This is a genomic window from Psychrobacter sp. FME13 (assembly GCF_014861395.1).
Classification (GTDB): Bacteria; Pseudomonadota; Gammaproteobacteria; order Pseudomonadales; family Moraxellaceae; genus Psychrobacter.
Map to the genome: position 1 here is coordinate 1 of NZ_RRYV01000169.1, position 6,603 is coordinate 6,603.

The following is a 6,603-nucleotide window of genomic DNA, read 5'->3' on the forward strand; positions in this document are numbered from 1 at the left end:
CAATTTGCCAAATTTGTCGATGCAGTTCCGCACGTTGTTGGGTACTTGTCATGATGAAAATCCTGTAAAAAAATAAGAGACTAAAACTTACGCACATTGTGCCTAACTAAAAATACATTATCCACGATAACCGTCATCATGGGGCGCTAACGCATCAATCTTCGGATCTGAGAATAACTCACGGATGTCGTCATCCGTATAGTCCGTATCATCAGGTTGCTCAACTTGATCCTGCTCCTGCTCAGCTGGCTGATCATCAGCTTTAGACGCCTCTTCATCTAGGCCAATATCGCCCCCCAAGCTTTTCACCATACTTGCAAACAACTCTTTGTCTGATTTTCTGGTTAAAAACTCTGGAAAGTTTTTCGCAAAGTAATTTTGAATAAATTTTTCATCCTCACTCTCTCCTGCTAATACCTGTCCTAAAAAAGCGCCCATCAATATTTTTTGTTTGTTTAATCGCTTATCAAGCTTCACTTGCTGCAGCTTAGCTTTACGCTTTAACTCCTCTAAGCGTTGACGCTCTTTTAACTCATTGGCTTTTTGATTATCAAAAATAGATACAGACATCATCAATTCCTTTTATTAATATTAACCTAGCATAGCAAGGCGCTAGGCATCATTCAATCATCTATGCTACTCTTTAAGGTAGAATAATTCTAAATCTGATATATTTTATTTTAATGGGTGATGGTGGTGTCTCCCTGACTAAGGGCGAAGTAACGACTCAGTTTTTAATCTATCCACTTCGTTACTATTTTAAAAACTGAATCGCCCTTCGTTGGGGAAACCCCAAACCCCGCACACCACAAAAAGCGGTGGTGTGCAAAAAGCAACAATAGCAGGTGGCTCTTTATGACGATGGTACATATTGCGACAAAGGCGATTTCTCGAAAAGCAGGACAGTCGGCGGTGGCGTCGGCGGCCTATCGTGCTGGGGATGTGCTTGATGATGCCAAATATGGCAAGACGCATGACTATAGTAAAAAGTCTGGGGTGATGAGTAGCGATATTGTTTTGCCATTTTCGCTAAAGGCGCTGGGTGTGAGTGTGGATCGAGAGACACTTTGGAATACCGCTGAAGCGGCAGAGACACGTTCGGACAGTCGGGTGGCGCGTGAGTGGCTGATTAATTTGTCTCATGAGTTGTCTGAGGAAGAGCGCCATTCACTGGCTATCAACTTTGCTCAAAAGCTTTGCGACGATATGGATGTGATTGCGGATGTGTGTATCCATCGTCCGGTGATGAAATTGCCTTTTGATCCTAATGTACCGCCAAGCTCTAAGTATTTGCGTGAGGGTGAGGAGAACCCTGATCCCCGTAATTTTCACGCGCATATTTTAGTCACTACTCGAGCGCCTACCATTGGACCAAATAAAACCTTGGCGTTTGATCCAAAGCTTAAGACCCCGTTTGAGTGGTCCAATAAAAAACGTAAGGCGCATGATCTGCCGTCATCGATGCAGGAGATTAAGCGTATTCGGGAGATATGGGTAGATACCGCCAATAAGGTATTGGCGCAATATCATCTACCGCTGATGGATGCGCGCAGTTACAAGGATCAGGGGCTTGATCAGCAGCCCACCATTAAAATGGGAGTAGAGGCGACGGCCATGGAGCGCCGAGGCATCACGACCGAAAAAGGTAATACCAACCGCGCCATCAAAGCACGCAACAAATTGGTGGCTGACAACCATATCAAACAGGAGGCAGACAATGAGCGACGAATCAAACAATATCGAGACGGACTTGCTTGGGCAACTGAGAAAAATGCAAGACTACCTGGACGCATTGGAGACACAAAACGACGAGCTGATTTTGCAAAACAACTCTCTGGAAGCTCAGAACCTCACATTACATACTGCACAGAACAAAATAATAGAACGGCAATTCGAGTTGACGACACAAAACGATGCGTTGAAGACGCAAAATCAGGCATTGCTTGGGCAGCTAAACGATGCGAAAACCTACCAAAGCGATGTGATGACACAAAACAAAGAATTAATGGCACAAAACAAGCAAACAATAAGCTCACACAAAGAATTGACGACACAAAACAAGCAATTGAGGGAATCACTGAAGCTATCGGAAAGTCAAATATTGAAATTAACAAAGCAACTGAGCGAAGTGCAAGACCAGCCCCCAACCCCTTCGATGACGCAGCACGACGAGCAAGAGCTGCTCGACTTGATCGACAAGAAGGACGCATTGATCGAGACACTCGAGCAAACCGTCACAAAGATGAGAGAATCTTTGAGTATGTTGAACGTATGAAGCTGCACCTAGCCATGCGCTTAATACAACGTCATCGTGATGATATGGCTATCAGATGGGCGCAAGGAGAAACCGCGGATGACGCCCCTGATAAATTTGATCAGCGGCAAGTGGCACTACTCAACGAGTTTGCACAGCACCATGGTATTGAGGACCACGATAAAGCGGTGGAATTTACCGCGCACTTACGCCAAGTGGCCAAACGTTTTGATCACACGCTGGTTGAGAACAACAAAGCCATTATCAAGCTGTTGCGTGATCCTAATGCTGAACGTGAGCAGTATCTAGCGCTTACCAAGCATTTTACAGATTTCAGAGACAATATCGATCAAAAACGAACGGCATTTAATAGCAGTATTATCGACAAACTGGGCGGTAGCGCAGGAGAGGTTGGCAGAATGACTCGGGACACCATGTCATCGTTCAGCTATATAGAAGAATTAATGGATTACATCAATCAGGATAACTGCCCAGCTGAGGCAAGAGACGTTGCCAAAGAACATCTAGCAGATACCTTAGATAAAACCTGTCAGCAATTCAAACTTGCGTTGCGTGAGGTTAACTCCTTACCAACAACCCAGCGTAAGACCTACTCAGAGGCTCTTAAAGCCACTTTAGAGACGTTTACTGAGCAATATGGCAAAGATCTGTCTGAAAGCCAACACAAAGCCCTACAGGGCGGTTTAGAGTCGTACAAACATCAGGTTAATAAAACTCATTCACCTAGCCGAGGATTTAGTCTTTAATCTACTCCTTAAAAAAACTGTTACTGAGGGATAAATTGCTCAGGCAAGCTACGTGGTTTAAGTGATGATTTTTCACTTATCCACAAAAAAAATTTATCACCCGTTTCTTTAAGGGTTTTTATTTGATCCTGTTTACTCCTGTTTACTCCTGTTTAAGAGCCTTTTTTCACCTTTATAATCAATAGCTTACAAAGAGAAAAAACAGTAAATGAGCAGAAAAAACAGTAAATGAGCAGAAAAAACAGTAAATGAGCAGAAAAAACAGTAAATGAGCAGAAAAAACAGTCGTATATTAAATGCTGTTTATTCAACTGTTTTTAATGTTACTATAGCTTGAGTGTTTTTAAAAAAACAGTAAATGAGCAGGATTAAAAATGGAAAATAATTTAGTTGTTCAATCAAACGAGCTGATTTTAGCAACATACACAATGCAAAAAACAGACAAAGAGCTAATGCTTGCGTGTATTAGTCAGATAGACAGCAGACCTGACGCACCAGAAGTAACAAAACAGACTGAATTTAAAGTGTCTGTAGATGATATAAAGTCACTGTTCTTTGGTAAGAAGTCTAAAAACGAGCAGAACGTCTATCGTGATATGGAAAACGCAAGTAAGCGTTTGTATGACGTTGATATTGTAATGAGCTTGCCCGAAAACAAAATACTTCAAACAAGACTTATCAGTAGTATTGTCTATGACCCGGATAACGGAGAAGTTTCTTTATCTTTTGCAGAAAAGATTTTGCCTTATTTGACACAGCTAAGAGCTAATTTTACTAAGTATAAGTTGCTTGAAATCGGCGAGTTATCAAGTATCCACTCAATACGTTTATATGAATTGGTCGTTATGTGGGTTAATCAGTTTCAGTACAGCAAAGATTTTACACTTGAAGAATTTAAGCATGTAATGAATGTCAAAGGTAAATACAAGCAGTTCGGTCATTTGCGACAATTTGTTATTGAAACAGCTATTAACGACATTAACGAGAATACAAACTATAGTGTTAGCGTGGAGTATCAAAAGAAATCGAGAGGTAAGGGATTTAGAGGCTTAAAGCTGAGTTTCCATAAAAAAACATTAGACAAGCTAACGGGTGCAGACGGTGCATTATCGCAAGCAGCCATCCAGTCCATTGTTGATAGCGTGCAGTTTATGAATGACTATAACGACCATCCAAGCCTAAGTTATGACGGCAAAATGCAGACTGAGGCATTTAAGCGCGAAATGATTAATATCATACAGCGAGAGCCTGAAAGTTTTAACAAGCCTAATAAGGCTTTAGAGAGCTATCTACCAAAGATTAAACACTAATACCGCATCTAATCTTGATTATAGATGAACTACCCACTGCCTTTACTATTTATGAAAGTCCAAAACCCTAAAATTATTGAATTGGCATTACGTATCGCTTATATTGATGGTACATAAATAAGCGATACGTAATGCTATGAGCACAACCAATTATAATATCCGTCTGGATCAAGAGTTAAAAGACAAGGCATTTTCGGTACTTGAGGGCTATGGTTTAACGCCTTCGCAAGCGATTAAGTTGTTTTTGCATCAGGTAGCCGAAACCAATAGCATACCGCTGTCTTTTGATTATCAGACCATGCCTAGCACCCATACGCTTGAAGACGGTGATCAATGAAATAGTGAGGGTGGTGAGCTTATTCGTATCATATCAGCGCGGCCTGCCACCAAGGCTGAAAGGAGGTTTTATGAATAGGGTTAGCTATAAAGCAAATGAGTTACCGTCTTTAAGCGCTGAGCAAGAAGCGAATCTGCAACGATTGGCGATGCTTCCAGATCATGATATCGATTTGTCTGATATGCCTGAAGTAACGGACTGGTCGAGTGCGACCCGTGGCAGCATAGTGTCATCTGATTCTATGGTCGGTGCCAGTATCGTAAGTCCTAGTATCATCGCTAGATTCCAGGATAAGGCGAAAAAGACCGGCGGAAACTACCAAGATATGATTAATGATGCACTAGAAGCGTATTTGTTAGATCATTAGTCGATAAAATCGCAACGTCTAAAATTCCCACCACCTTTTTTTCTTTTCAGCCGTAGCTACGGCTGAGTCGTCTGTTTTCTCTTTCTCTTGTTCAAGTGGCAGCTCATAGCCCTGCTCAGCTTTTTTAAATTCTAACAGCCTAACTTGCGCAAAATCCTGAATACTGGAGTTGGCTTTATCCAGTGTTTTGTTCAACTGTGCTATCTGCTCTTGATAATTGGGGGGGGGGATTACCAAGGTTTTAGTGTATAGTTAGCATACACATAATCATAGTCATACATATAAGCATACACATAAACATAATCATGCACATAATCATAAAATGGAATTCTACAGATGCCTAAAGTAATAGCCGTAATTAATCAGAAGGGCGGAGTGGGTAAGACGACCACCGCTCACGCTATTGGAGCATGGTTACAGCTTAAGAAGAAGCAGAAGGTGCTATTCATTGATTTAGACCAACAAGGTAATCTTACTTATGCTACGAGCTCTAGCCATAGTAATTATTCAAGTCTGCAGCTTCTGATCACGGGTGAACTAGAAACTGGCAAGATACAATTAAATAAAGAAGGATTTAATGTGATTCCTGCAGATCCTAAACTGGCTAATATTGACTTGATATTAAACAGTATAGGGAAAGAGTATAAGTTAAAAGAAGCTCTGCAAAATTTACAGGGCTATGATTATGTAGTGATGGATACTCCGCCCAGCGTAAACGTGATTATGGTTAATGCTTTAACGGCTAGTCATTTTGCAATCATTCCAGCACAAGCCGATATATTCAGTCTTCAAGGTATCACGCAGCTAGGACAGAGCTTAGACGCTATCAAACGCTACACCAACAAAGAGTTAAAAGTATTAGGTATTGTCTTAACTAGACACAATCCTAGAACTATCTTAAGCCGTGACCTTCACGCAGTCATAGAGCAAACAGCAAGCCAACTAGACACTAAAGTATATTCACAAGTAATACGTGAAAGCGTGGCAGTCAAAGAAGCACAAGCCACACGTAAAGACCTATTTACTTATGATGATAAAAGCAACGCATCGCAGGACTACAACGACCTTATGCAAGCAATCTGGAAGGAGATTAAATAATGACAACTAAGAAGAGCTTCACACAATCTAGCCCAGCGATGGCATATATCGATATCCCAGAAGCTGAAGTAGAAAACAAAGCGGACGAAGCACACGCCGCTACGACTAAGACTACCATCAACGCCAAGCCTAGAGTTAAGAGCCTTCAGCAAGTGAGACCTAAAGTTATGATTACACCCAAAGACGCAGAGACTAAAAGCAGACGTGTACAGATACTCATACAGCCTTCAGTTTATGAAGCCGTTAAGCAGTTGGCAGAAGATAACAACACCAGTGTAAACGATACTATCAACACAATATTAAAAGCCAATACCATTACTTAGGTTATTGCACCGCCGATAAGTTAGAGACCATCCCAGATTCTGTGTAACTGACGTTTAGATTAAATACTTACACAAAATTTAGGAAGGTCTCCAAACTCAAAAGGCGATACATAGCCCAATGCACTGTGTATACGCTTTTTATTGAAC

8 protein-coding genes are annotated in these 6,603 nt (G+C 41.3%); 6 read left to right on the plus strand and 2 right to left on the minus strand.

The features are described 5' to 3' along the window. Positions 1–117 precede the first annotated feature (117 nt). A complete protein-coding gene (locus tag EI164_RS13875; RefSeq protein WP_192520520.1) occupies positions 118–570 on the minus strand; it encodes a hypothetical protein in 453 nt (150 codons plus the stop codon). A 285-nt stretch (positions 571–855) separates the two neighbouring features. Here EI164_RS13875 and EI164_RS13880 point away from each other — a divergent pair, with 285 nt between their 5' ends. The 4 genes from EI164_RS13880 to EI164_RS13895 all read left to right on the plus strand — a co-directional run bounded on the left by EI164_RS13880 (position 856) and on the right by EI164_RS13895 (position 5,035). Continuing rightward, the gene (locus EI164_RS13880) at positions 856–3,021 is read left to right on the plus strand and encodes a MobA/MobL family protein (protein ID WP_192520521.1); all 2,166 of its coding nucleotides are present in this window, start codon (positions 856–858) and stop codon (positions 3,019–3,021) included. A gap of 374 nt (positions 3,022–3,395) precedes the next feature. Then, positions 3,396–4,331, plus strand: a complete 936-nt coding sequence (locus EI164_RS13885; protein WP_192520522.1) for a replication initiation protein — start codon at positions 3,396–3,398, stop codon at positions 4,329–4,331. 136 nt (positions 4,332–4,467) lie between these two features. Continuing rightward, a complete protein-coding gene (locus tag EI164_RS13890; RefSeq protein ID WP_192520523.1) occupies positions 4,468–4,668 on the plus strand; it encodes a type II toxin-antitoxin system RelB/DinJ family antitoxin in 201 nt (66 codons plus the stop codon). 70 nt (positions 4,669–4,738) lie between these two features. After that, a complete protein-coding gene (locus EI164_RS13895) occupies positions 4,739–5,035 on the plus strand; it encodes a hypothetical protein (protein ID WP_225739309.1) in 297 nt (98 codons plus the stop codon). An 18-nt stretch (positions 5,036–5,053) separates the two neighbouring features. On the opposite strand, the gene EI164_RS13900 is transcribed toward EI164_RS13895, so the two are convergent. Next, complete coding sequence (locus EI164_RS13900) at positions 5,054–5,272, minus strand: hypothetical protein (RefSeq protein WP_225739310.1); 219 nt, start codon at positions 5,270–5,272, stop codon at positions 5,054–5,056. A 99-nt stretch (positions 5,273–5,371) separates the two neighbouring features. Between EI164_RS13900 and EI164_RS13905 the strand changes: the two genes are divergently transcribed. Continuing rightward, positions 5,372–6,133, plus strand: a complete 762-nt coding sequence (locus tag EI164_RS13905; RefSeq protein WP_192520524.1) for a ParA family protein — start codon at positions 5,372–5,374, stop codon at positions 6,131–6,133. Next, entirely contained in the window at positions 6,133–6,456 is a 324-nt protein-coding gene (locus EI164_RS13910; protein WP_192520525.1) for a hypothetical protein, read from the plus strand. Before EI164_RS13905 ends, EI164_RS13910 begins: the two co-directional genes overlap by 1 nt. Positions 6,457–6,603: the final 147 nt, after the last annotated feature.